The 23,568-nt window shown below is 69.4% G+C and carries 25 protein-coding genes; 16 read left to right on the forward strand and 9 right to left on the reverse strand.

All coding sequences use genetic code 11. The features are described from left to right. Window positions 1-16 precede the first annotated feature (16 nt). Genes AC3A84_RS03595 through tsaB form a run of 3 tightly spaced genes read right to left on the reverse strand, consistent with a single transcriptional unit; the run spans window position 17 to window position 2,033 of the window. Window positions 17-817: a uracil-DNA glycosylase family protein gene (locus tag AC3A84_RS03595; protein ID WP_487968374.1), complete on the reverse strand. Its 801-nt coding sequence runs from the start codon at window positions 815-817 to the stop codon at window positions 17-19. Then, window positions 814-1,299 (reverse strand): ribosomal protein S18-alanine N-acetyltransferase, encoded by a 486-nt coding sequence (gene rimI / locus AC3A84_RS03600; protein WP_487968375.1) that lies wholly within the window; start codon window positions 1,297-1,299, stop codon window positions 814-816. The genes AC3A84_RS03595 and rimI overlap by 4 nt, the downstream gene beginning before the upstream one ends. Next, complete coding sequence (gene tsaB, locus AC3A84_RS03605; RefSeq protein ID WP_487968376.1) at window positions 1,296-2,033, reverse strand: tRNA (adenosine(37)-N6)-threonylcarbamoyltransferase complex dimerization subunit type 1 TsaB; 738 nt, start codon at window positions 2,031-2,033, stop codon at window positions 1,296-1,298. The genes rimI and tsaB overlap by 4 nt, the downstream gene beginning before the upstream one ends. 156 nt (window positions 2,034-2,189) lie before the next feature. On the opposite strand from tsaB, the gene dacB reads away from it, so the two are divergent. The 3 genes from dacB (at window position 2,190) to AC3A84_RS03620 (ending at window position 5,732) form a co-directional block, all read left to right on the forward strand. Next, window positions 2,190-3,683, forward strand: a complete 1,494-nt coding sequence (dacB, locus tag AC3A84_RS03610) for a D-alanyl-D-alanine carboxypeptidase/D-alanyl-D-alanine endopeptidase (protein WP_487968377.1) — start codon at window positions 2,190-2,192, stop codon at window positions 3,681-3,683. Window positions 3,684-3,855: 172 nt separating this feature from the next. Then, window positions 3,856-5,007, forward strand: coding sequence for an SGNH/GDSL hydrolase family protein (locus tag AC3A84_RS03615; RefSeq protein WP_487968378.1), 1,152 nt, complete (start codon window positions 3,856-3,858; stop codon window positions 5,005-5,007). Between the two features lie 44 nt (window positions 5,008-5,051). Next, window positions 5,052-5,732 (forward strand): OmpW/AlkL family protein, encoded by a 681-nt coding sequence (locus tag AC3A84_RS03620; protein WP_487968379.1) that lies wholly within the window; start codon window positions 5,052-5,054, stop codon window positions 5,730-5,732. Between the two features lie 135 nt (window positions 5,733-5,867). Here AC3A84_RS03620 and AC3A84_RS03625 read toward each other — a convergent pair whose 3' ends face one another. The 4 genes from AC3A84_RS03625 to purE all read right to left on the reverse strand — a co-directional run bounded on the left by AC3A84_RS03625 (window position 5,868) and on the right by purE (window position 9,747). Beyond that, window positions 5,868-6,821, reverse strand: coding sequence for an SGNH/GDSL hydrolase family protein (locus tag AC3A84_RS03625; RefSeq protein WP_487968380.1), 954 nt, complete (start codon window positions 6,819-6,821; stop codon window positions 5,868-5,870). Between the two features lie 171 nt (window positions 6,822-6,992). Beyond that, on the reverse strand, window positions 6,993-8,006 hold the full coding sequence (locus AC3A84_RS03630) for an L-threonylcarbamoyladenylate synthase (protein WP_487968381.1): 1,014 nt from the start codon (window positions 8,004-8,006) through the stop codon (window positions 6,993-6,995). A gap of 35 nt (window positions 8,007-8,041) precedes the next feature. After that, on the reverse strand, window positions 8,042-9,235 hold the full coding sequence (locus tag AC3A84_RS03635; protein ID WP_487968416.1) for a 5-(carboxyamino)imidazole ribonucleotide synthase: 1,194 nt from the start codon (window positions 9,233-9,235) through the stop codon (window positions 8,042-8,044). Window positions 9,236-9,249: 14 nt separating this feature from the next. Further along, window positions 9,250-9,747 carry a 5-(carboxyamino)imidazole ribonucleotide mutase gene (purE, locus tag AC3A84_RS03640; RefSeq protein ID WP_343591465.1) on the reverse strand — a complete coding sequence of 166 codons (498 nt, stop codon included), beginning with the start codon at window positions 9,745-9,747 and terminating at the stop codon, window positions 9,250-9,252. Between the two features lie 104 nt (window positions 9,748-9,851). Between purE and trxA the strand changes: the two genes are divergently transcribed. After that, window positions 9,852-10,757: a thioredoxin gene (gene trxA / locus AC3A84_RS03645; protein ID WP_487968382.1), complete on the forward strand. Its 906-nt coding sequence runs from the start codon at window positions 9,852-9,854 to the stop codon at window positions 10,755-10,757. 95 nt (window positions 10,758-10,852) lie between these two features. Here trxA and AC3A84_RS03650 read toward each other — a convergent pair whose 3' ends face one another. After that, complete coding sequence (locus AC3A84_RS03650) at window positions 10,853-11,779, reverse strand: phosphoribosylaminoimidazolesuccinocarboxamide synthase (protein WP_487968383.1); 927 nt, start codon at window positions 11,777-11,779, stop codon at window positions 10,853-10,855. A 343-nt stretch (window positions 11,780-12,122) separates the two neighbouring features. Here AC3A84_RS03650 and hpf point away from each other — a divergent pair, with 343 nt between their 5' ends. From hpf to hprK, 3 genes are all read left to right on the forward strand, one after another. Further along, window positions 12,123-12,479, forward strand: a complete 357-nt coding sequence (hpf, locus tag AC3A84_RS03655) for a ribosome hibernation-promoting factor, HPF/YfiA family (RefSeq protein WP_487968384.1) — start codon at window positions 12,123-12,125, stop codon at window positions 12,477-12,479. Window positions 12,480-12,679: 200 nt separating this feature from the next. Beyond that, entirely contained in the window at window positions 12,680-13,147 is a 468-nt protein-coding gene (locus AC3A84_RS03660; RefSeq protein WP_487968385.1) for a PTS sugar transporter subunit IIA, read from the forward strand. A gap of 33 nt (window positions 13,148-13,180) precedes the next feature. Continuing rightward, a complete protein-coding gene (gene hprK / locus AC3A84_RS03665) occupies window positions 13,181-14,137 on the forward strand; it encodes an HPr(Ser) kinase/phosphatase (protein ID WP_487968386.1) in 957 nt (318 codons plus the stop codon). Between the two features lie 66 nt (window positions 14,138-14,203). Here hprK and fur read toward each other — a convergent pair whose 3' ends face one another. Further along, complete coding sequence (gene fur, locus AC3A84_RS03670; RefSeq protein ID WP_487968387.1) at window positions 14,204-14,632, reverse strand: ferric iron uptake transcriptional regulator; 429 nt, start codon at window positions 14,630-14,632, stop codon at window positions 14,204-14,206. A 127-nt stretch (window positions 14,633-14,759) separates the two neighbouring features. Here fur and AC3A84_RS03675 point away from each other — a divergent pair, with 127 nt between their 5' ends. The 9 genes from AC3A84_RS03675 to holA all read left to right on the forward strand — a co-directional run bounded on the left by AC3A84_RS03675 (window position 14,760) and on the right by holA (window position 23,240). Beyond that, window positions 14,760-15,308, forward strand: coding sequence for an outer membrane protein assembly factor BamE (locus AC3A84_RS03675; protein ID WP_487968388.1), 549 nt, complete (start codon window positions 14,760-14,762; stop codon window positions 15,306-15,308). Window positions 15,309-15,388: 80 nt separating this feature from the next. Next, window positions 15,389-16,210 (forward strand): 4-hydroxy-tetrahydrodipicolinate reductase, encoded by an 822-nt coding sequence (dapB, locus tag AC3A84_RS03680; RefSeq protein ID WP_487968389.1) that lies wholly within the window; start codon window positions 15,389-15,391, stop codon window positions 16,208-16,210. Window positions 16,211-16,252: 42 nt separating this feature from the next. Further along, window positions 16,253-16,933 carry a MotA/TolQ/ExbB proton channel family protein gene (locus AC3A84_RS03685; RefSeq protein WP_487968390.1) on the forward strand — a complete coding sequence of 227 codons (681 nt, stop codon included), beginning with the start codon at window positions 16,253-16,255 and terminating at the stop codon, window positions 16,931-16,933. Window positions 16,934-16,956: 23 nt separating this feature from the next. Then, window positions 16,957-17,394, forward strand: coding sequence for an ExbD/TolR family protein (locus tag AC3A84_RS03690; protein WP_487968391.1), 438 nt, complete (start codon window positions 16,957-16,959; stop codon window positions 17,392-17,394). A gap of 74 nt (window positions 17,395-17,468) precedes the next feature. Next, a complete protein-coding gene (locus AC3A84_RS03695; RefSeq protein ID WP_487968392.1) occupies window positions 17,469-17,837 on the forward strand; it encodes a DUF2946 family protein in 369 nt (122 codons plus the stop codon). A 234-nt stretch (window positions 17,838-18,071) separates the two neighbouring features. Continuing rightward, complete coding sequence (locus AC3A84_RS03700; protein ID WP_487968393.1) at window positions 18,072-18,626, forward strand: copper chaperone PCu(A)C; 555 nt, start codon at window positions 18,072-18,074, stop codon at window positions 18,624-18,626. Between the two features lie 166 nt (window positions 18,627-18,792). Further along, window positions 18,793-21,474 carry a leucine--tRNA ligase gene (gene leuS / locus AC3A84_RS03705; protein ID WP_487968394.1) on the forward strand — a complete coding sequence of 894 codons (2,682 nt, stop codon included), beginning with the start codon at window positions 18,793-18,795 and terminating at the stop codon, window positions 21,472-21,474. 47 nt (window positions 21,475-21,521) lie between these two features. Further along, window positions 21,522-22,085, forward strand: coding sequence for an LPS-assembly lipoprotein LptE (locus AC3A84_RS03710; protein ID WP_487968395.1), 564 nt, complete (start codon window positions 21,522-21,524; stop codon window positions 22,083-22,085). Window positions 22,086-22,187: 102 nt separating this feature from the next. After that, window positions 22,188-23,240, forward strand: a complete 1,053-nt coding sequence (gene holA / locus AC3A84_RS03715; protein WP_487968396.1) for a DNA polymerase III subunit delta — start codon at window positions 22,188-22,190, stop codon at window positions 23,238-23,240. The last annotated feature ends 328 nt before the right edge of the window (window positions 23,241-23,568 follow it).

Below are 23,568 nucleotides of genomic sequence, written 5' to 3' on the forward strand. Positions count from 1 at the left end.
TCGGCATCGGGGCCCTTCAGCCCGCGCCCCGCACCAGGGCCAGTGCCCGGCACAGATCGGCCCAGGCCGCGGCCTTGGCGTCGGGGGCGCGCAGCAGATAGGCCGGGTCGTAGCTCACGATGGCCGGCACCTGCAGGCCGCCCGGCCCGGTGAGCGACTGCACGCCCGCGCGAAGCCGGCCCAGTGGCTCGCGGCTGCCCAGCACGGCGCGTGCGGCGCCCAGGCCCAGCACCAGCACCATCGACGGGCGCAGCTGTTCCAGCGCCAGGGCCATGCCGTCGGCCGGGTCGGCAGCACCTTCGGTCGCGGCGCCTCCACGGCCCAGCGCGGCGATCCAGGTGCGCGGGTGGCGGTGCAACTGCATGGCGCGCAGCATGTTGTCCAGCAGCTTGCCGGCATCGCCCTGCAGGGGCTGGCCGGGCAGGGCGCTCTCGACCACCACCAGCCAGCCCGCACCCAGCGCGGCAGGCGTGGCGGCCGGGTCGGCCTGCGGGTAGGCCGCCGCCGGGGCGTGCCAGACCAGGCCCGGGCCGGCTGCGGCGGTCTGCGTGGTGGTGGGCGCGCCCTGGGCCGGTGCAGAGGCGGCCGGGCGGGGCGCGGGAACGGGCGGGGCGGCACGCTGTGGCTGCGCTGCCGCAGCGTCGTGCGATGGCGCCATGCGAGGCGTTGCCGGTGGCGGTTCGGCCGGCGCGAAGGCTGACTCGGGCTCAGCCGCTTGCCGGGCTGCCGGGGCCGCCATCCCGGGCGCGGGCGCCCAGACGGAGATGCCCATCTCCAGCAGCATGGCGCGTTGGCGGGCGTCGAGGTCCAGGCTCATAGTTTCAGGCTCATCACGATGGCGTCTTCGCGCTGGCCCCCATGGGCCGGGTAGTAGCGCTTGCGTTCGCCGACCACGGCATAGCCGTGTGCGGCATAGATCTGGCGCGCGCGCAGGTTGCTCACGCGCACCTCCAGCCACAGCCATTCGGCCTGCTGGCCGCGCGACCACAGGGCCAGCGCGTCGAGCAGCACCCGCGCCCAGCCCTGGCGCTGGAATTCGGGCGCCACGGTGAGGTTGAGCAGATGCACCTCGTCCACGCCGCGCATGGCGACGAAGTAGCCGACCAGCGTCTCGCCGGCCAGCAACAGCTGCGACTGGTAGCCGGCGGCCAGCGCGTCGATGAAGTTGCCGCGCGTCCATGGGTGCGGATAGGCGGTGTTTTCGACTTCGAGCAGGGTTTCGAGCCGCTCCGGCGTGAGCGGCTCGAAGCGCACCTCGGTGCCGGGCGGCGCGCTCGGCGGGCGGGGCAGGGCACTCATGCGGCAGGCGGGATGCGTGTGGCGGTGGCCGAGGCCGCCGCTGCGGCCAGCTTGGCGGCGGCGCGCTCTTCGGTGGTCTGCGCGACCTTGTCGCGGATGTAGCGCGGCAGCGCGGCGGCGGCGGGCAGGGAAGCACCGGCCGCCAGCAGCGCCGGCGCCAGCCGCAGCAGCGCCGCGGCCGTGGGCAGAGCCTGCACGTGCGGGGCGCCGGGCGCGAGCCTTTCGGCATAGGCGGCCCGGGCGTTGCCTGCGACGGTGAAGCCGTCGGGCACCACCAGCGCCTGCGGGGCGCAGAGGGTGAAGTCTTCGGGCGAGAGCCAGCTGCCGCCCGCCTGGTAGGTGAAGGCGGCGGCATAAACCTCGTCCATGCGCGCATCCAGCACGGCCATCACCTGGGTGCAGCCGTGCTCGGCGCGGGCTTGCTCGGCCACGGCCAGCAGGGTGTCGATGGGGAGCACCGGCACGCCCTGGCCGCCCCGCGCGCCGAAGGCCAGGCCCTGGGCGACCGCGCAGGCGGTGCGCAGCCCGGTGAACGAGCCCGGGCCGCGGCCGAACACCACGGCGTCCAGCGTGTCGAAGGAGAGCCCGGCATCGGCCAGCAGCGCGTGGATGGCCGGGATCAGCGTGGCCGATGCCTGCGCGCCGCCGGGGCCGCGATGCTCGCGCACCTCCGCGCCGTTGCGCACGGCGATGGACAGAGTGTCGGTGCTGGTGTCGAGAGCTAGCAGATGCATCGTGGCGAAAAAAGGCGCTGAGGGCTCTGGCGCGAACGGCCGGCCCCGGGGAAAGCCGGAAGGCGGGCTCCGATTATCGGCGGGCCGCGATGGCCCCGGGCAGGATGCGGTCGGCGCACGCCGGCGCTGACGCATTCAGGCCCTAGACTTGCCCGCATGGTGAAATTTCTCTCGCAATGCGGCCGTGCTCCGGCTGCTGCTGCAGCCGCTCTGGCGCTGCATGCGGCCATCGCCCTGCTGGCCGGCGCCCATGCGGGGCCCGCCGGGGCGCAGGGTATCGCACCGTCCTCCGCGCTGCCCCCGGCGGTGGACGCCGCCCTGCAGCGCGCCAAAGTGCCGCGCGATGCCCTGTCCGCGCTGGTGGTGGAGGTGGGCGGGCAGGCGCCACCGCGCCTGGCCTACCGCGCCCAGGTGCCGGCCAATCCGGCTTCGGTGATGAAGCTGGTCACCACCTATGCGGCGCTGGATTTGCTCGGCCCGGCTTTCACGTGGGAGACGCCGGTCTATCTGGATGCCGTGCCCCAGGGCGGCACCCTGCGCGGCAATGTCTATATCAAGGGCCAGGGCGATCCCAAGCTGGTGGTCGAGCGCCTGTGGCTGCTGATGCAGCGCCTGCGCGCCCAGGGTGTGCAGACGATCGCGGGCGACATCGTGCTCGACCGCAGCGCCTTCGAGGTGCCGCCCACGGACCCGGGCCTGTTCGACGGCGAGCCGCTGCGCCCCTACAACGCCGCGCCCGACGCGCTGCTGGTCAACTACAAGAGCGTGGTCATGACCTTCGTGCCCGATGCGGCCGCCGGCGTGGCCCGCGTGGCCTACGAGCCGCCGCTGGCGCCCGCGCAGCTGCAGCCCGCGGTGCCCCTGGCCGCGCCGGGAACGCCCTGCGGTGACTGGCGCGCCGGCTTGCAGGCCCAACTGGGCGAGGCAGCGCGCATCGGCTTCCAGGGCACGTATCCCGCGGCCTGCGGAGAACGCCAGTGGGCCGTGGCATCGGCCGATCCGTCGGGCTTCGCGGCCCGGGCCATCGAAGGCATGTGGCGCGAGGTCGGCGGCCGCCTTTTGGGCGCGGTGCGCGAAGGGCGGGTACCCGCTGGCCTGCAGCCGGCCTTCAGCCTGCGCTCGCCGTCGCTGGCCGAGGTGGTGCGCGACATCAACAAATACAGCAACAACGTGATGACGCAGCAGGTGTTCCTCACGCTCGCGCTGCAGCGCGGCGGAACGGGCAGCTTCGACGGCGCTCGGGCCGTGCTGGGCCAATGGTGGCGCCAGCGCATGGGCTCGGTCACGGATGCGCCCGTGCTGGACAACGGCGCGGGCCTGAGCCGTGACGGCCGCATCAGCCCTGCGGCTCTGGCGCGGCTGCTGCAGACGGCCTGGGCTTCGCCCGTGATGCCCGAGCTCATGGCGTCGCTGCCCATCGCGGGCGTCGATGGCACGCTGCGCCGCGTGCAGGGCCGCGCCGCCGGCAGCGCCCACCTGAAGACCGGCACGCTGCGCGACGTCACAGCCATGGCCGGCTACGTTCTGGGGGCCGGCGGCCGGCGCTATGTGCTGGTGGCCATCGTCAACCACGCCAATGCGCCCGCTGCGCGGCCCGCGATCGAGGCACTGGTCGAATGGGCAGCGGCTGACGGGCTGCACACCGACTGAGCTGGCCGCACGCGAGGCTCAAGGGCTGGAGTCGCTGAAAGCCCCTGACGGCAACGCTGTCAGTGGCTTTTTCGCGCGTCAGTATTTACCCGGGCAGGCGTGTGCCAGCGCTGCGCATACGATGTGCCTTGTAAAAAAGAACGATCGTTCTATTTAATAACAGGAGCTTTAGATGAAACCTCGCATGCAATGGGCTGCTCGCGCGGCCGTGGCTTCCGCTGTCGCCGCCCTGCTCGCCGCTTGCGGCGGCGGTGGGTCGGACACCGGCACTGCCACCAGCGTCTCTTCCGTCCGCGTCATGGGCGACAGCCTGGCCGACAGCGGCACTTTCGGCTACAAGTTCACCGTGCAGGGCACAGCGGCCACCGGCGCCGGCTCCTCCGCCATCTGGCCCGAGCGAGTGGCCGCCACGTACAGCCAGACGCTGTGCCCGCGCTACGTCTTCACGGGCACGAGCTTCAACGTCAACGCCGCCTGCTCCAATTACGCGGTCGGCGGCGGACGCATCAACAACTTCACCGCGCCCACTTCGCCGGTGTCGATCACACGTCAGCTGCAGGACGCCGGCGCTGCCGGCTACAACGGCTCCGAGCTGGTGCTGATCGACGGTGGCGGCAACGACGCCGCTGACCTCATCGGCGCCTACCTGAGCATCCAGCGCGACAAGGGTGCCGCCTACCGCGCTGTGCTCAGCTCGCTGCTCGACTCCGCCACGGTCAACGCCGCCTTCGCGGCCGGCGCCACAGGCCTGGCGCAGGTCGGCGGCCTCTACATGCAGACTCTGGGCACCCAGTTCGCCGCCAACATCAAGGCGCAGACCGTGGCCAAGGGCGCCACGCGCGTGGCCGTCGTGAACATGCCTGGCGTCACGCTGACGCCGCGCTTCCGCCTGGTGCTGCAGTCGGTAGCAGCGAGCAGCGGTGCCGCCGCGGCCGCGCAGGCCGGTGCCCTGTTCGATGGATGGGTGCAGGCTTTCAACGCCAAGCTGGCCGCGGGCCTGGCCGGCGATAGCCGCCTGGCGGTGGCCGACCTCTACAGCTCGTTCAAGGACCAGGCCAGCAATCCGGCCCAGTACCAGCTGACCAACGTCACCACCCCGGCCTGCCCGGCCACCGGTATCGGCAGCGATGGCCTGCCCACCTACAACTTCCCGACCTGCACGGCGGCGGCGCTGTCGGCTGCGACTCCGCCGGCCGGCGCCACGGGAGGCGCTGCCTGGTGGCAGACCTACGGCTTCGCCGATGGCTTCCACCCCACGCCTTACGGCCATCAACTGGTCGGCCAACTGGTCTCGCGCACCCTGGCCTCCGCCGGCTGGCTCTGACCCTCTGACCGTTACCGAGCGATACCCATCAGGACTCGTCTGCCATGAAACAACAGAAAAAAATCGTCTGGGCCGGTGCGGCCCTCGCCACCCTCGCGCTCGCCGGCGCAGCCCAGGCGCAGGTCGCTGGCACCTGGAGCGTGCGCCTCGGTGCAACCCACATCTCGCCCCAGGTGAAAAGCGGTGATCTGAGCGCGCCCAGCTTTCCGGGCACCAAGGTGGATGTCGAGTCTGCCAGCGCGCTGACCGGCGGCATCAACTACATGGTGACCGACAACTGGGCGGTGGACGTGCCCCTGGGCCTGCCCTTCAAGCACAAGTTCTACGGTGACGGCGCCATCGCCGGCGTGGGGCAGGTCGGCGAGACCAAGGTGATTCCCGCCACGGTGTTCGCGCAGTACCGCTTCGGCGAGGCCAATGCCAAGTTCCGTCCCTACCTGGGCCTGGGCGTGACCTATGCCAAGTTCTTCAAGGAGCGCACCACGGCCACGCTGAGCGCGCTGAGCGGCGGCACCCCCGCCAACCCCACCACGGCCAGCATCGAAGACCGCTGGGGCCTGACGCCGCAGGTCGGCTTCGTGTGGAACTTCAACGAGCGCTGGTTCGTCGATGCGGCCTACTACAAGAGCTTCCTGAAGACCAAGACGACGCTGTCCACCGGCCAGACCGTGGACATCCGCCTGAACCCCAACGTGTTCGCGGTGGGCATTGGCTATCGGTTCTGACGGCACAGTCCCTCCAACAAAAAAAGCCGACCTCGCAGAGGTCGGCTTTTTTCATGGCCATCAACCCGACTGAGCCAGCCGGGGGCGGGGGATGGACCGTTGGCCAGCCGTCCCCGCTCCTGGGTCTTGCCTGGCTTACCAGCGCGCGCGCAGGCGGTCGAAGGCGTAGTTGCCGAACTGGCGCTGGGCCGAAGGCGTGATGTACACCTTGTCGGCGAACAGGTACTTGTCCTGGTTCGCGCCGGGCAGCAGCGTGGACGTGTTGCAGAGGGCGGAGTTGACCTCGCCCGCGCCGATGCCGATGCCGGGGCCCGGGTCCACCGAGGTGCAGACCGGCGTGGTGGCGTTGTCGAAGCCGTAGGCGGACGGCGAGCCCTGGAACACGTTCACGTAGTAGGCCGAGTCCACGTAGAGCACGGTGCTGCCCAGATCCACGATGTCCACCAGCAGGCCCTGATTGAAGGCGCTGCTGGCGCTGCCGAGCAGGTCGGTGTTGTTGATGGCAGTGGCCCAGGGCGAGCGGCTGAGATCGTAGGTGCCGGTCACCACGATGTGCTTGGCGCCTGCGTTGGAGAGGCGACGCACCTGGGTGGCCAGGTCCTTGCCGGCCTGGCGGGCGGCGGCCAGGTACTGGTCGGAGGTCTGCTGGCCTGCCAGCACGGCACGCATGCCGACGATCACGTCGCTCACGCCCCCGTCGATCAGGACCAGGTCGCCATCGGCGAAGCTGCCGCCGGCCAGGAACGCATCCACCTGCTGCTTGACGGTCAGCGTGGAGGCGTTGCCCGCAGCATCCGGCGTGGCCGTCACGCGGGCGTTGCCGCGCGCATAGCTCAGGCCAGCGGCCGACAGGGGGGCGATGGTCACGCCGTAGCGCGAGGCCAGCTGTACCGTCCAGTTGTTGATCGAGCCGTCGTTCACGGTGTATTTGGCGCCGTTTTGGCCGACATCGGCCAGGCCGTCGCCGAAGGCGATGAGCCGCGTCGGCGTGAAGGCCGATTCAACGGTGCTCGATCCGCAGGCCGCGATCAACGCGGCCGCCGCGCAAGCGGCGACCACGAGGGTGCGGCGCATCCAGTTTGCTGCCATGGTGTTTTTTCTCCAGAAAGGTGGCGTGAGTTTAATCATTACGCCGGCGCGGACCGGCTTTCGGCCTGTGTCCCCGGACGTGCGCCAGGTAAAGAGATGCAAAGCCGGCGCAAAGGTCGTCCCGACGCAAGCGGAATCAGAGCCGAGCGCGCGTGGACTGTGCGCCGGCGCTCAGCCGGCGGCCGCGGCGCGCTGCAGCCGGTCGCGCACGCCTTCCCAGTCGGGGCTGTCGGGCGGGGTCTCGATCCAGATCAGCTTCACGCCGGCGTCGTCAAAACCGCGCAGCGCGGCGAACAACTGCTGGGCCGTGGCGGCTGCTTCGTCCGGCATGCGGCGCTGCACCACCCGCGACGAGGCCGTGCGCAGCGGCGTGCGGGCATAGACGGCCAGATGCGCCGCATCGGCGCCCAGTACGTCCAGCCCGGCCTGCAGGGCTCGGGCATCCATCAGGCGCACGCGGGCCTCGGGGGCGTAATGGGCTTCGAGCGTGCCCGACGCCCGCGGTGTATGGGTAGGCAGCTCTTCTTTCGATAGCGGTGCCATGCCGCAGGCGGCGGCCACCTGCTCGCGCGTGATGGCGCCGGGGCGCAGCAGCACGGGCACGCCGCGCGTGCAGTCGATGATGGTCGATTCGATGCCCACGCCGCAGGGCCCGCCGTCGAGCACCAGCAGCGCATCGCCGAATTCTTCCTCCACGTGCCGGGCCGTGGTCGGGCTGACGCGGCCGAAGCGGTTGGCGCTGGGCGCGGCCAGGCCCAGCACGGGCGGGCCCGGCAGCGTGCCATCGTCCGACGCGCAGGCGCGCAGCACGGCCAGCGCCACCGGATGGTCGGGGCAGCGCAGGCCGACGCTGTCTTGCCCGCCCGTGGCCGCCGTGGCCATGCCGGGACGGCGCGGCAGGATGAGGGTGAGCGGCCCGGGCCAGAACGCATCGACCAGCGCCTGGGCGAAGGGCGGCACTTCGCGCGCGAAGTGCGCGATGCCGGCCGCGCCCGCCACATGGACGATCAGCGGATGGTCGCTGGGCCGGCCCTTGGCGGCAAAGATCTGCGCCACCGCCGTATCGCTGGCGGCGTCGGCAGCCAGGCCATAGACCGTCTCGGTCGGCAGGCCCAGCAGCGCGCCGCTGCGCAGGGCGCTGGCGGCAGCGGCGATGGATTCGGGGAGCTGGCCGTCGAGGATCATGGCGTGTGGTGGGCAGTGGCGGAGCGGAGCGCCGCTCAAAAGGCTTCGATGCCCAGCAGTGCGGCGGCTTGCAGGGCCGTGGCGCGGGCCGCCTCGGCGGTGGCCGCGGTCACGTTCAGGTGGCCCATCTTGCGACCGGGCTTGGCGTCGGCCTTGCCGTAGAGGTGCAGGTGCGTGCCTGGCAGGGCCAGTACCGCGGCCCAGGGGGGCGTCTGCGGCTGGGCGTGCGTACCCTGCGGGAACCACAGGTCGCCCAGCAGGTTGAGCATGACCGCAGCGCTGTGCTGGCGCGGCTGCGTGAGCGGCAGGCCGGCCATGGTGCGCACCTGCAGCTCGAACTGCGACACATCGCAGGCGTTCTGGCTGTAGTGGCCGCTGTTGTGCGGGCGCGGGGCGATCTCGTTGACCACCAGCGAGCCGTCCTGCAGCACGAAGAATTCGACGCACAGCACGCCCACGTAGCGCAGGCCTTCCGCTATCGACTTCGCAGCAGCCACCGCTTGTTCTGCCAAGGCTGGAGGCACGTTGCCCTCATGTACCTCGGTCACGGCCAGGATGCCTGCGCGGTGCAGGTTGCGCTGCAGCGGCAGGTGGACGCAGGCGCCGTCTGCGCCGCGGGCAACGATGACCGAGCATTCCAGCGCCAGCGGCAGCATCTTCTCGAGCACGCAGGGCACTTCGCCCATGGCCTGCCAGGCGTCCGCCAGCTCTTCGCGCGTCTGCACGCGGGCCTGGCCCTTGCCGTCGTAGCCCATGCGGGCGGTCTTGAGGATGCCGGGCAGCAGGGCCGCATCGACGGCGGCCAGCTCTGCGGCCGAGGCGATCACCGCATAGGGCGCGCAGGGCACGCCGCAGCGACCGAAGTGGGCCTTCTCGGCGGCGCGGTCCTGCGCGATGGCGACGGCGTCGGCCGCGGGCGCCACCGGGCGCTCGGCGCCCAGCGTGCGCAGGGCTTGCGCCGGCACGTTCTCGAATTCGGTGGTGACGGCATCGCTCAGGCCGGCCAGCTGCGCCAGGCCGTCCGGGTCTTCGTAGGCGGTGCGGATGTGGTGATGGCTCACCAGGCCGGCGGGGCTGTTCGGGTCGGCGTCCAGCACGGCGGTGAAGTAGCCCATGGCCTGCGCGGCATGCACGAACATGCGGCCCAGCTGGCCGCCGCCCAGCACGCCCAGCGTGGCGCCTGGAAGCAATGGGGCCTTCGTGCCTTGGGATGGGCCGGCGGCGCTCATGTCGGGCGGCACGCTCATGCCGCCACCGGGGGCAGGGTCATGGCGCGGGCTGCGGCGGTCTGTTCGGCGCGGAAGGCTTCGAGCCGGGCGCGCAGGGCCGGGTCTTCGTTCGCCAGCAGGGCCACGGCGAAGAGCGCCGCATTGGCCGCGCCCGCCGCGCCGATGGCGAAGGTGGCCACCGGCACGCCCTTGGGCATCTGCACGATGCTGTGCAGCGAATCGACGCCCGACAGGTGGCGGCTGGCGACCGGCACGCCCAGCACCGGCACGGTGGTCTTGGCGGCGATCATGCCGGGCAGGTGGGCGGCGCCGCCCGCGCCCGCGATGATGGCTTTCAGGCCCAGGCCGGCAGCGGCCTCGGCGTAGGCGAACATGTCGTCGGGCATGCGGTGGGCCGAGACCACGCGCGCTTCGTGAGCGACACCGAATTGCTGGAGAATCTGCACTGCGTGCTGCATGGTCTCCCAGTCGCTGGAAGAGCCCATGACCACACCGATCTGGAAGGGTTTCATGTGGAGTGCGCGCGCCGGTCTTGCTCCGGCGCGCTGAAGTGGAACCCGCGATTTTACTTTTGTGCGCGCCCCCTGGGGGCTGCACACCCAACGGGCCTGAACCAATGATCGATGTCACCGTAGAGAATTTCGAAACCGAGGTCATCGCCGCCTCGATGCAAGTGCCCGTGCTGGTGGATTTCTGGGCCCCCTGGTGCGGCCCCTGCAAGTCGCTGGGCCCCGTGCTGGAAAAGCTGGAGACCGAATACGCCGGCCGTTTCAAGCTGGTGAAGATCGACTCCGACCAGGAGCAGCAGATCGCCGGCATGTTCGGCATCCGCAGCATCCCCACCTGCGTGCTGCTGATGAACGGCCAGCCGGTCGATGGCTTCATGGGCGCTCAGCCCGAAGGCCAGGTGCGCGCCTTCCTCGACAAGCACGTGCCGCCCGCCGGTGAAGAGGCCCCTGCAGAGCCCGAAGAAGCGCTGGCCGCCCCGGGCGCTGAAGACCCCGCTGCCGCGCTGGAAAAGCTGCAGCACGCCGTCGCCACCGACCCGGCCAACGACGATGCGCGCTTCGACTACGTCAAGCTGCTGCTGCAGATGGGCCGCGAGGACGACGCCAAGGTCGCCTTCGCCCCGGTCATCGCCAAGGCCGGCGTGTCGCGCAAGATCGGCGCGCTCAAGGCCTGGATGGATGCTATTGATTCGGTAGCATTCGGTGCAGGTTTCGAGAGCGCTGGTGCCGATTTCGATGCCCGGATCGCCGCCAACAAGCGCGACTTCGACGCCCGCTTCGGCCGCGCGCAGTGGCTGATGGCCCAGCAGCGCTGGACCGACGCCATGGACGAATTGCTGGAGATCCTCATGCGCGACAAGGCCTGGAACGACGAGGCCGCACGCAAGACCTATGTGGCCATCCTGGAGATCATCGAGCCGCCCAAGGTCAAGGTCGCCGAAGGGCAGATCCCGCCCGAAGACCCGGTGCTTGCCACGTACCGCCGGCGCCTGTCCAGCGTGGTGTTGAGCTGATCTCGTCGGCTGATCGATCCGGGGGGTTGCAGCTCCCGGCGCCATGAAAAAACGGCCCTGGCGGGCCGTTTTTTGTTGGGGTGGGCGCTGCGGTATCAGGCTGCCGTCAGGCGCTCCAGCGCCTCGCGGTACTTCGCGGCCGTCTTTTCCACCACCTCGCGCGGCAGGCGCGGTGCGGGGGCGGTCTTGTCCCACGGCTTGCCGCCCACCTGGGCCTGTTCCAGCCAGTCGCGCACGAACTGCTTGTCGTAGCTGGGCGGGTTCTCGCCGGCGGCCAGCGCGGACTCGTAGCCTTCCACCGGCCAGTAGCGCGAGCTGTCGGGCGTGAGCACCTCGTCCATCAGCACCAGCTCGCCGCTCGGGGTCAGGCCGAACTCGAACTTGGTGTCCGCGATGATCATGCCCTTCTCGAGCGCGATGGCCGCGGCCGCTTCGTACAGCGAGATGCTGATGTCGCGGATACGCGTGGCCAGGTCGATGCCGACCATCTCCACGGTGCGCTCGAAGGTGATGTTCTCGTCATGCTCGCCCACGGCGGCCTTGGCGGCCGGCGTGTAGATGGGCTGGGGCAGGCGCGAGGCGTTGGTCAGGCCCTCGGGCAGCGGCACGCCGCAGACCGAGCGCGATGCCTGGTATTCCTTCCAGCCGCTGCCGGCCAGGTAGCCGCGCACCACGGCCTCGACCGGGATCGGCTGCAGGCGCTGCACCAGCATCGAACGGCCGCGCACCTGGGGCGCTTCGGCCGGCGTGACCACGCTTTCGGGGTCGTCGCCCGTCAGGTGGTTGGGCACGATGTGGCCCAGCTTGTCGAACCAGAAGAGCGCCATCTGCGTCAGCAGCTCGCCCTTGCCCGGAATGGGTTCGCCCATGATCACGTCGAAGGCCGAGAGCCGGTCGCTCGCCACCATCAGGATGCGGTCGTCACCCACGGCGTAGTTGTCGCGCACCTTGCCGCGAGCCAGCAGCGGCAGCGAGGTGAGGGCGGAGGTATGCAGGGCGGCGGAAGCGCTGGTTGAGGTCATGGCTGCGGGAAAAGGGGCGGAAGGCAAGCGAAAAAAACGCCCGGCCAGAGGCTTCGGGCCGGGCGTAGGGATTCTAGCGGCCGGCCCCGCGGCGCCAGCCGGAGGGGCTGCAGGGCCAGGGCCGGGGGCTGCGTTCCGGCCAACCTGAAGATTGTGAAGCTTTTTTGGCAGTTCGGCACCTTCGGCCATTAACCCGCAGCCTGGCACAGGGATCGGGTTTGCGTTCGGCGGGGTGCGGGCGCATAGTGAACCCAAGCAAGTCATGGATCCATTCAGTTCCGCGGCCTGCCCCTGACCGGCAAGGGCAGCCATGTTTTCAACGGTAAACATAGGAGATTCGTCTATGAACCTGACGATCAGCGGCCATCACCTGGAAGTGACCCCCGCCCTGCGCAGCTACGTGACTTCCAAGCTGGAGCGCATCACCCGCCATTTCGACCAGGTGGTCGATGTGAAGGTGCTGCTCAGCGTGGAAAACCAGAAGGAAAAGGACAAGCGTCAACGTGCCGAATGCAATGTTCATGTGAAAGGCAGCGATCTGTTCGCCGAAACCTGCCATGCCGACCTCTACGCCGCCGTGGATGAATTGGTGGACAAGCTCGACCGCCAAGTCGTGCGCCACAAGGACCGCCTGCAGAACCACAGTCACGCTCCCCTGAAGCGCGCCTCCATGCAAACTGCTGCCGTCGCGGCAGCCTGATCCTTCCCGCGACGGTTTATCCCTCACCCTCCGATGCGTCACGGCAACCCTCGCTCGTGACCCCCGCGCCGGCCGGTCCGGTGACACAGCCGCCCTCTCGGGGCGGCTTTTCGTTGTCTGGCCTTGCCTGTTGCTCGTCGTTACACTGCGAGGGTTTTCGATAGGGTCCTCCGCGGGACGTGCATAATCGTTTTCACACCATGAACCGTCTCGCTTCCATACTGCCGCCAGCCCAAGTGCTGGTGAGCGTCGATGCCACCAGCAAAAAGCGTGCTTTCGAAGAGGCGGGCCTGCTGTTTGAAAGTCAGCACGGCCTGTCGCGGGCCCTGATCACCGACAGCCTGTTCGCCCGCGAGCGGCTGGGCTCCACGGGGCTCGGTCACGGCGTGGCCATTCCCCATGGCCGGATCAAGGGCCTGAAGGCGCCGATGGCTGCGGTCTTTCAGCTGCAGAATCCCATCGGCTTCGACGCCCCTGACGAACAGCCGGTTGCCCTGCTGATCTTTCTGTTGGTGCCCGAGGCCGCGACGCAAAAGCACCTGGAGATCCTCTCCGAGATCGCAGAACTGCTAAGCGACAGCGCGCTGCGCGAACGCATCAAGTCCAGTACCGACGCGGCCCAGCTGCATGCGTTGATTGCCAACTGGCAGTCTGCCCAGGCCGCCTGAGCGGCGGGCTCCACACCTTCTCATGGTGGCGTCGTGAAGCCCAATGTCGTCAGCGCGGATGTCCTCTTCGAGGAATTCCGCGGCCCGCTGAAGTGGGAATGGCTGGCCGGGCTCGGTGCATCCGAGCGGCGTTTCGACGAGGTGGCCGTCCGGTCGGCACGTTCGGGTGCCGATTTGGTCGGTTACCTGAACTACATCCATCCCTACCGGGTGCAGATCCTGGGCGAGCGCGAGATCTCCTACCTGGTCAACGCCTCGACGCCCGAAGACTGCAAGCGCCGCATTGCGCGCATCGTGACGCTCGAGCCGCCCGTGCTGGTGCTGGCTGACGGGCAGGCTGCGCCCGATGCGCTGCTATCCATGTGCGAGCGGGCGCAGATCCCGATGTTCGCCACGCACGAGTCGTCGGCCTTCGTGATCGACGTGCTGCGCGCCTATCTGTCCAAGCACTTCGCCGACCGCATCACCATGCACGGCGTCTTCATGGATATCCTGGGGCTGGGTGTGCTCATCACCGGCGAATCGGGTCTGGGCAAGAGCGAGCTGGGGCTTGAACTGATTTCGCGCGGCAACGGCCTGGTGGCGGACGATGCGGTCGATCTCTTTCGCATCAACCAGACCACCATCGAAGGCAAGTGCCCCGAGCTGCTGCAGAACCTGCTCGAAGTGCGCGGCATCGGTCTGCTGGACATCCGTGCCATCTTTGGCGAAACGGCGGTGCGTCGCAAGATGCGCCTGAAGCTCATCGTGCATCTGGTGCGCAAGGAAACGCTGGAGCGCGAATACGAACGCCTGCCCTATGAGCCGCTGACCCAGGACGTATTGGGCGTGCCGGTGCTCAAGGTGGTCATCCAGGTGGTTGCGGGCCGCAACATCGCCGTGCTGGTGGAGGCGGCCGTGCGCAACACCATCCTCAACCTCCGCGGCATCGACACCTACCAGGAATTCGTGGAGCGCCACCGGCGCGCCATGGAGCGCGACGGCTCCTGATCGGACCGGCTGCCGCGGCCCTGCGCAAAGGCCGGCCGCGTGCTAGTGGCCGTTGCCTGTTCCTGATTACTGGCGCGAAGGCAGTTTGGCGCAGTCGGCGCACTGGCCGTAGAGCGCCATGGAGTGGTCGTGCACCACCCAGCCTTTGGCCTTGGCCACGATCTGCTGGCGCTTCTCGATCTCGGCGTCGTAGAACTCCTCGACCTTGCCGCACATCGTGCAGATGAAGTGGTCGTGGTGCTGGCCTTCGTTCAGCTCGTAGATGGCCTTGCCGCTCTCGAAGTTGCTGCGGTTGAGGATGCCCGCCTGCTCGAACTGCGTGAGCACGCGGTAGACGGTGGCCAGGCCGATGTCGGAGCGCTCCTCGAGCAGAACGCGGAACACGTCTTCCGCCGTCATGTGGCGTTGGGCGCCTTTCTGGAAGATCTCAAGGATCTTCAGGCGGGGCAGGGTGGCCTTCAGACCGGTGCTCTTGAGTTCGTCGATATTCGTCATGACAAGGGGTCTTTCGGGAGGGCGCCAGGCGTTCCTGCACCCGGTGTGCGGCCTTCGCAAGAGGGCGGGGCGGGGCTCGGAAAACCTGCCGCTACAATGATCCGATCATATCGCTATGGTCTTTTCCATGTCCGCTCTCGTCCATTGCAGCGCCCGTTGGGCTGCCATCCTGTTGATCGGCGCCGGCCTTGCAGCCTGCAGCAGCTTCGACAGTGTCAGCAACCGCGTGTCCAGCGTGGTCACCCCCTATAAAGTGGATGTGGTGCAGGGCAACTTCGTGTCCCGCGAGCAGGTGCAGGCCCTGCAGCCTGGCATGACCCGCCAGCAGGTCAAGGAAATCCTGGGCACGCCCCTGGTCACCAGCCTGTTCCGGGCCGATCGGTGGGACTACGTCTTCACCTTGAAACGTCCGGGCCTCGAGGTGCAGGAACGCAAGCTCGCCGTGTTCTTCAAGGGTGATGCCTTCGACCACGTGGAAGGCGACGAGATGCCCACCGAGGCGGAATTCGTCGCCTCGCTGGGCTCCAAGCGTGCCAAGGCCAAGGTCCCCGAACTCGAAGCCACCGAGGCCCAGCTGGCCCGCTTCCCCAAGGCGCCGCCCCAGGCCGAGCCGGCCGCGACCCCGGTGCCGCCGCCGCCCTCCAGCTACCCGCCGCTCGAATCTTCCGCCCGCTGATCGCCGCGCCCCTCCCGGGCCGCAGGCATGCCGGCCTGCGCGGGCGGGCCGGCGCAGGCACCGCTAATTTCTTTCCTGCCATGACCGCAACCTCTTCCGCTCCCTGCCGCGTCGCCATCGCTGGCGCCTCTGGCCGCATGGGCCGCATGCTCATCGAAGCCCTGCGGACCACCGAGGGTCTGGTGTTGGCCGGCGCGCTCGACGTGCCCACCAGCGCCGCCATCGGCTCCGACGCCACGGCCTTCCTGGGCCAGCCCAGCGGCGTCGCCATTACGGCCGACCTGCGCGAAGGCCTGCACAATGCCGACGTGCTGATCGACTTCACCCGTCCCGAAGGCACGCTGGCGCATCTGGCGCTGTGCGCCGAGCTCGGCGTGAAGGCCGTCATCGGCACCACGGGCTTCACCGAGGCGCAGAAGGTGGAGATCGCCGCCTTCGCGCAGAAGACCGCCGTGGTCTTCGCGCCCAACATGAGCGTGGGCGTGAACGTCACGCTCAAGCTGCTGGAGATGGCCGCCAAGGCGCTGTCCACCGGCTACGACATCGAGATCATCGAAGCCCATCACCGCCACAAGGTGGATGCGCCCTCGGGCACCGCGCTCAAGATGGGCGAGGTCATCGCTGAGGCGCTGGGCCGTGATCTGAAGGACTGCGCCGTCTATGCGCGCGAAGGCGTGACCGGCGAGCGCGACCCGTCCACCATCGGTTTCTCCACCATCCGCGGCGGCGACATCGTGGGCGACCACACGGTGCTCTTCGCCGGCACGGGCGAGCGCATCGAGATCTCGCACAAGTCCTCCAGCCGCGCCGGCTATGCCCAGGGCAGCCTGCGGGCCGTGCAGTTCCTGCGGGCGCACCGCACGGGCCTGTTCGATATGTTCGACGTGCTCGGCCTGCGCTGAGCACGGCCGCAGCGCTACCCGCCGACCCACCGAAAGCCACGCATGGACCTGCTGCACTGGTGGCGTCAGGGCGATGGGGTGACGCAAGCAGTGGCCTTGGTGTTGCTGGCCATGTCCGTCTCCAGCTGGGTCGTGATCTGCTGGAAGGCCTGGCTGCTGCGTCATGCCCGGCGCGACGTGCAGCGCAGCGCGGCCGCGTTCTGGCAGGCGCCTTCGCTCGCCGAGGCGCCCCGGCGCCTGCAGCCTTTCGATCCGGATGCTCTGGTGCTACCGCTGGTTGTTGCTATTGAAAACGTAGCTAACGGCGGTTCCCAGGCCGCGGCCTCCGGTGCCACGCTGGCCACGCGTGGCAGCCGCTCGCAGCAGCTCACTCGCCTGCTGCGCGGCGCGCTGCAGGGTGTGGTGGCGCGGCTGCAGTTCGGCCAAGTGCTGTTGGCCACCGTCGGCGCCACGGCGCCCTTCGTGGGGCTGCTGGGCACGGTGTGGGGCATCTTCCATGCGCTCACGGCCATCGCGGGTGCCGGGCAGATCACTATCGAGCGAGTGGCCGGCCCGGTGGGCGAGGCGCTGGTGATGACGGCCGCGGGCCTCGCCGTCGCCCTGCCGGCCGTACTGGCCTACAACGTGTTCGGCCGCATCCTCGGTGCGGTCGAGGCCGAGCTCGAAGGCTTCGCGCACGACCTGCGCGAGCTGCTGCTGGACGCACCCGGCACAGGCCACTGACCGTCCCCGCCCGCGCGACCTCCATGGCATTCGGCCGATTCGAGCGCAACCCCGGGCCCCGGCCCTTCAGCGACATCAACGTCACGCCGCTGGTGGACGTGATGCTCGTGCTGGTGGTCATCTTCATCCTCACGGCGCCGCTGCTGGCCAGCTCCATCCGGCTCGACCTGCCGCACGCCGAGGGCTTGGCGCCGGCGGGCACGCCGCCCCGGGCGATCACGCTGTCGCTGGACCGAACGGGCCAGGTCTTCCTGGACGATGCGGCGGTGCCGGCCGATGTGCTCGCTGCCCGGCTGTCCCAGGCCGCCGAGCACGCCGGCCCGGGTGCGGAGGTGCAGCTGCGCGCCGACACGAGCGTGCCCTATGGCCGCGTGGTGGAGGTCATGGGCGTGGCGCAGTCCGTGGGCATCTCGCGTATCGCCTTCGTGGCCGAGCCGCCATCCTCGGACTCCGGCCGGTAGGGCTGGCCGACCCTGTGCGCGGCTGGACAAAGTGCCCCGCCGCACCGCATGGCTTCACGGCCATAATTCCACGCATGCACCTGCTGCGCACTTCATCAATGCTGGCCCGCCTGATCCTGGCGTGGTTCGTGTTGACCTTAGGCGTGGCCACCGCTTCCCCGCTGGTGCATCCGCAGGCGATGGAGCTGGTCTGCACGCCCGGCGGCACCGCGAAGCTGGTCGTCTTGGGGGATGAGGACGCGCCTGGCGCCCCGTCCGCCTTTCACGCGCTGGACTGCCCCCTCTGCCTGCATTGCAGCGCGCCACTCCCCCCGGCGCAGCCCCTGTCGGGGGTGCGTCCGCAACCGCTGGCCCATGTGCTGCGGTGGATCGTGGCCGCCGCCCTGCCGGCCATCGCGGGTGCGCCGCTGCCCCCGCGCGGGCCTCCGGCCTTCGTTGCCTGAGGCGGGTCCTCGCAGGCCTCTCACGCCGCCGCCGCAAGCCGCGCGCAGCGCCGCCTGAGCGGGGCGCCTCGTTCCCGCGCCTTCGGGCATCCCGCATCCGCTCCGCCTGAGCCCCGCGCGCCCCTCCGTGCGGCGCGCAGCGCATCCGCTCACGGGTGGCCCCGGCCCCCGCTTCGGCTACCGCTCCGTTTCGGTTTTTCCTTGCCTTCAACGTTTCCACAGGAGATTCAGACCATGACAGCCATCCCCTCCTTGCGCAGCGCCATTGCCCGGGGCTTCGCGCGCCGAGCCCTGCTGAACGCCGTCGCCGCCGCTGCCCTCGCGCTGGGCGCGGGCGGCGCGGCCCAGGCCCACGACTTCCGTCTGGGCCCGCTCGTCATCGACCACCCCTATGCGCCGCCTTCGCTCGCGGGCACGACCAACGGAGCGGCCTATCTCAAGGGCATCCGCAACCAGGGCGCCGCGCCCGACCGGCTGGTGTCCGCCAGCACGCCCGTGGCCGAGCGCGTGGAAGTGCACGAGATGAGCCATGAGGGCGACATCATGCGCATGCGCGCCGTGACCGGCATCGACCTGCCCGCCGGCCAGGAAGTGCAGCTGCGCCAGGGCCAGCGCTACCACCTGATGCTGCTGGGCCTGCGCCAGCCGCTCAAGGCGGGCGACCGGTTCGACCTGACGCTGAAGTTCGAGAAGGCCGGCGAGACCACCGTGAAGGTCAACGTGCAGCCGCCCAAGGCCGCCGGCGCCAGCGGCGGCGAAGGCGGCCACGAGCACATGCATCAGCACTGATCGCAGCGCCGATGCGCCGGCCTGCCCGGCCCGCATGGATGCGTGGGTTGGCCCCGGGGCCGGGGCGGGCGGGGCGGCGCTGTCATCGCGCCTAAAATCGCCGGCTGATTTCCGCTTTCCCCTCTCTTCTTCTTCAGCGGCCGCGCCCCACCGGCCCCGCCTATCCATGCAAGACAAGTACCAACACACCGATGTCGAGCGCGACGCGCACAGCCACTGGGCGGCTTCCGATGCCTACCGCGTGACGGAGGACGAAAGCAAGCCCAAGTTCTACGCCTGTTCCATGCTGCCCTACCCCAGCGGCAAGCTGCACATGGGCCACGTGCGCAACTACACGATCAACGACATGCTCACGCGCCAGCTGCGCATGAAAGGCATGAACGTGCTCATGCCCATGGGCTGGGACGCCTTCGGCCTGCCGGCCGAGAACGCGGCGCTGAAAAACGGCGTACCCCCGGCCAAGTGGACCTACGAGAACATCGCTTACATGAAGAAGCAGATGCAGTCGATGGGCCTGGCCATCGACTGGTCGCGCGAGATCGCCACCTGCGACCCGGACTACTACCGCTGGAACCAGTGGCTGTTCCTCAAGATGCTGGAAAAGGGCATCGCCTATCGCAAGACCCAGGTCGTCAACTGGGACCCGGTGGACCAGACCGTGCTGGCCAACGAGCAGGTGATCGACGGCCGCGGCTGGCGCACCGGCGCGCTGGTGGAAAAGCGCGAGATCCCGGGCTACTACCTGAAGATCACCGACTACGCTGAAGAGCTGCTGGGTTCCGTCACCGGCGACCAGCTGCCCGGCTGGCCCGAGCGCGTGAAGCTGATGCAGGAGAACTGGATCGGCAAGAGCGAGGGCGTGCGCTTCGCCTTCACGCACGACATCCGCGGCGATGACGGTGCGCTGATCGGCGACGGCCGCATGTACGTCTTCACCACGCGGGCCGACACCATCATGGGCGTCACCTTCTGCGCCGTGGCGCCGGAACACCCGCTGGCCGCCCACGCCGCGCGCGGCAACGCCGAGATCGCCGCCTTCATCGAAGAGTGCAAGAGCGGCGGCACGACCGAGGCCGAGCTCGCCACGCAGGAGAAGAAGGGCGTGCGCACGGGCCTCACGGTCACCCACCCGCTGACCGGCGAGCCGGTGGAGGTCTGGGTCGGCAACTACGTGCTGATGAGCTACGGCGACGGCGCCGTGATGGGCGTGCCCGCGCACGACGAGCGCGACTTCGCCTTCGCGCTGAAGTACGGCATCGAGATCAAGCAGGTCGTGCTGGTCGATGGCGAGACCTACGACTACCACCGCTGGCAGGACTGGTACGGCGACAAGCAGCGCGGCGTCACCGTCAACTCCGACAGCTTCAGCGGCCTCTCGCACAAGGACGCCGTGGCCGCCGTGGCGCACGCGCTGAACGAAAAGGGCCTGGGCGACCTCAAGACCACCTGGCGCCTGCGCGACTGGGGCGTGAGCCGCCAGCGCTACTGGGGCACGCCCATCCCGATCATCCACTGCGACGAGCACGGCGCCGTGCCCGTGCCCGAGAAGGATCTGCCCGTGGTGCTGCCGCAGGACTGCATCCCGGACGGCTCGGGCAACCCGCTGCACAAGCACGAAGGCTTCCACGCCGGCGTGACCTGCCCGGTGTGCGGCAAGCCCGCGCGCCGCGAGACCGACACCATGGACACCTTCGTGGACTCGTCCTGGTACTTCATGCGCTATTGCGATCCGAAGAACAGCGAGGCCATGGTGGCCGAAGGCGCGAAGTACTGGATGCCCATGGACCAGTACATCGGTGGCATCGAGCACGCCATCCTGCACCTGCTCTACGCGCGCTTCTGGACCAAGGTCATGCGCGACCTGGGCCTGGTCACGGTCGATGAGCCCTTCACCCGCCTGCTCACGCAGGGCATGGTGCTCAACCACATCTATTCGCGCCGCACCGACAAGGGCGCCAAGGAATACTTCTGGCCGCACGACGTGGAGCATGTGCTGGGCGATGACGGCAAGATCGTGGGCGCCAAGCTCAAGAACGCAGTGGGCGATTTGCCCGTGGGCACGCCGATCGACTACGAGGGCGTGGGCACGATGTCCAAGTCCAAGAACAACGGCATCGACCCGCAGGACCTGATCGAGAAGTACGGCGCCGACACGGCACGCCTCTACACCATGTTCACGGCTCCGCCCGAAGCCACGCTGGAGTGGAACGACGCCGCCGTCGAAGGCAGCTACCGGTTCCTGCGCCGCGTCTGGAATTTCGGCTACAAGCTCTCCGTGGCCGACCATTCGGCCGCTCTGCCCAGCGTCGCCGGCGCCCGCAGCCTGCAGGACGTGCCTTTCGGCAAGGAGGCCAAGGCCCTGCGTCTGGAGATCCACACGGTGCTCAAGCAGGTGGACTATGACTACCAGCGCATGCAGTACAACACCGTGGTCTCGGGTGCGATGAAGATGATCAACGCGCTGGAGAGCTTCAAGGCCATGGACAGCACGGGCGCCACGATCGCGCTGATCGAAGGCTTCGGCATCCTGCTGCGCGTGCTCTACCCCGCCACGCCGCACATCACCCATGCGCTCTGGAGCCGCCTGGGCTACGCCGGCGTGCTGGGCGACCTGCTCGACGCCGCCTGGCCGCAGGTGGACGAAAGCGCGCTGGTGCAGGACGAGATCGAGCTCATGCTGCAGGTGGGCGGCAAGCTGCGCGGCTCCATCCGCGTGGCTGCCGCCGCCGACAAGGCCGAGATCGAGCGCGTGGCCGTCGCGAGCGAGGACTTCCAGAAGTTCGCCGCCGGCGCCACGCCCAAGAAGGTCATCGTGGTGCCTGGCCGTCTGGTCAACATCGTGATCTGAGCCGGCGAGCCCCACGACCGCCACCCCGCAGCAAGACAGGCAAGCCCATGCAGAAACGTACCCTCCTCACCCTGCTGGCGGCCGCGCCGCTGGCCGCCTGCGGCTTTCACCTGCGGGGCGCGCCGGAGTTCAGCTTCCGTTCGCTCTACGTGCAGTCGCCGCCCGGCCTGGGCGTGACCCGGGAGCTGCAGCGCACGCTGCTGGCTTCGGGCGGCAAGCTGCAGCTGCTGCTCGATGCCGCGCAGAAGCCGCAGGCGGATGCGGTGCTCGAGATCCTTTCCGAGCAGCGCGACCGCGTCATCGTCGGCGTGAACTCCTCCGGCCAGGTCCGCGAGCTGCAACTGCGGCTGGGCCTGCGCTTTCGCCTGCTCAACCGTCAGGGCGCGGAGCTGATTCCCGAGACGCAGCTGATGCAGCAGCGCGACGTGAGCTACAACGAATCGGTCGCCCTCTCCAAGGAAGGCGAAGAGGCGCTGCTCTACCGCAACATGCAGACCGACCTGGTGCAGCAGCTCATGCGGCGCCTGGCGGCCGTCAAGTCCGGCGCCGCCGCCACGGACGACGCACCGGCCGGCGCCTCCACGCCGCCGGCAGCCGCTGCCACCGAGTGAGCGCGGCTGGCAGCCCCAGGTCGGGCTGCTACTTTTTTGATAGCTTGCGGCGTGCATCCGTAGCGCGCTGCGCGCATTTTTGACTGGTAAGAAGGGGTTGGCATGCAGATCGCGCTGAACCAGCTGGCTGCGCAGCTGCACAAGGGCTTGCGCCCGCTCTACACCCTGCACGGCGACGAGCCGCTGCTGCAGCAGGAGGCGGCCGACGCCATCCGCGCCGCCGCGCGCGCCCAGGGCTACACCGAGCGCAGCAGCTACACCGTGGCGGGCGCGCACTTCGACTGGAGCGCCGTGCTGGCCGCGGGTGGCTCGCTCTCGCTCTTTGCCGACAAGCAGATCGTGGAGATCCGCATCCCCTCGGGCAAGCCCGGCAAGGACGGCAGCGTCGCGCTGCAGCAGATCGCGGCCTTGGCCGATGGCAACGACAGCACCCTCACCCTGGTGCTGCTGCCGCGCCTGGACAAGGCCACCAAGACCGGCGCCTGGTTCGCCGCGCTCGAATCGCACGGCGCCTCGGTGCAGATCGACCCGGTGGATCGCGCGGCGCTGCCGCAGTGGATCGCCCAGCGCCTGGCCGCGCAGGGCCAGCGCGTGGCGCCGGGCGAAGAGGGCCAGCGCACGCTGCAGTTCTTCGCCGACCGGGTGGAGGGCAACCTGCTCGCCGCCCACCAGGAGATCCAGAAGCTCGCCCTGCTGCACCCGGCGGGCGAGCTCTCATGGAGCCAGGTCGAATCCGCCGTGCTCAACGTGGCGCGCTACGACGTGTTCAAGCTCTCCGAGGCCGTGCTCTCCGGCCAGGTGCTGCGCGTGCAGCGCATGCTCGACGGGCTGCAGGCCGAGGGCGAGGCCGAGGTGCTGGTGCACTGGGCGCTGGCCGAGGACATCCGGGCCCTCAAGCGCGTGAAGGACGCCGTCAACGCCGGCAAGCCCCTGCCCATGGCGCTGCGCGAAAACCGCGTCTGGGGCCCGAAGGAGCGGCTCTTCGAGCGCATCGTGCCGCGCTTTTCCGATGCCGCTGCCGCACGTCTGCTGCAGTCCGCCCACACGGTGGACGGCATCGTCAAGGGCCTGAAGGTGCCGGACTGGCCCGCCGACGGCTGGCAGGCCCTGCAGCGGCTGGCACTGCAGCTGTGCAAGGCCTGCGCTGCGCGCTAGGCCGGGCGGACAAGGGCGCAAGCAATAGAGAGGGGCGGGTGCCCAGGCGCCCCTTGTGCGTTGACCGCGGGGTTTCGGCGCACCGACCACCGGCACAAAGATCCGCCTGGAGCCGAACTCGGAAGCAGCCCGTGCGGCGGCCGCGGGGCAGCAAAATCCTGCGCTGTTGTGGTTCGCCCTCGAGAGCCGACCGGGGCTCGACCTCCGCCACGCAGCGGAGGCCGTTCTGCAGCAAGCTGGGGATCAGCTCGTGCGTGGCCATTGCGGCAGGCACGGCGTGCCGCTGAGGAAAGTGCCGCCGGAAGGTCCGTTTGCCGCCTGTTTCAAG

It is taken from the genome of Paracidovorax sp. (assembly GCF_057642795.1).